Raw genomic sequence first — 1,041 nt, forward strand, 5'->3', positions numbered from 1 at the left:
CCGTGGTCGTCGATCACGGCGCGATCTGTCTGCTAGAACCGGCCACCGGGGTGATCGTGGCCGAACACGAACTCGTCGCACCCGGCAGCGTTTCGATCCTCGACGAGCACTACGACGGACCCCGCCCAGTACCCAACCGCGGACCCCGCCCGAAAACCACGGTCGAGAAGCAGTTCTGTGACCTCGGCGCCGACGCCGAGGCGTTCCTGGTCGGTGCCGCGGCAATCGGCAACACCCGCCTGGCCTCGGAGTTGGAGATCCTGCTCGCACTGGGCGCCGCTCACGGCACCGACGCCCTGGTCTGCGCTCTGCACCGGGCGGTGGCGTTCCGCCGGTTCCGGGCCGCCGACGTGCGCTCCATCCTGGCCGCCGGCACCGGAACACCCCAACCCCGCCCCGCCGGGGACGCGTTGATCCTGGACCTGCCCGTTGCTCCGACCCGGTCCCTGGACGCCTACAAGATCACACCGGTCATCGACGGCGAGGTGATCTCGTGACCAAGACCTCACCAGTTGCTGCCACTAAACCCGTTGCACCACCCTCGGTTCCACCGCTAGCCGCCGATCTCGATGCCGGGCTACGGCGGTTGAAGCTGGCCGCCGTGCGACGCACCGCACCGGAGGTGTTAATCACCGCCAAGACCCAGCGCTGGACCCCCGAGGAAGTCCTGCGCACACTCATCGAAACCGAGTTGGCGGCCCGCGATGCCTCCAACATCGTCAACCGCCTCAAGGCCGCAGCGTTCCCCGTACCCAAGACGTTGGAATCGTTCGACGTGGCTGTTTCCTCGATCCAGCCCAAGGTGTTCGACTACCTGTCGAGCCTGGAATGGATTCGGGCGCAACAGAACCTGGCGATCATCGGCCCTGCCGGCACCGGAAAGTCCCACACCCTGATCGGATTGGGGACCGCGGCGATCCACGCCGGGCACAAGGTGCGCTACTTCACCGCCGCCGACCTCGTCGAGACCCTCTACCGCGGCCTGGCCGACAACACCGTCGGCAAGATCATCGAATCCCTGCTGCGGGTCGATCTGATCAT

At 66.8% G+C, this 1,041-nt stretch carries 1 protein-coding gene and 1 pseudogene; both read left to right on the forward strand.

The window, feature by feature from the left end; genetic code table 11:
- A pseudogene (locus tag ACX9NE_RS29300) lies at window positions 1-497 on the forward strand (IS21 family transposase); the annotation flags it as partial.
- The coding region (locus ACX9NE_RS29305) for an ATP-binding protein (protein WP_459370954.1) at window positions 494-1,041 on the forward strand (548 nt) is incomplete at its 3' end. The pseudogene ACX9NE_RS29300 and the gene ACX9NE_RS29305, both read left to right, overlap by 4 nt.

Source organism: Mycobacterium sp. ML4 (assembly GCF_054515735.1).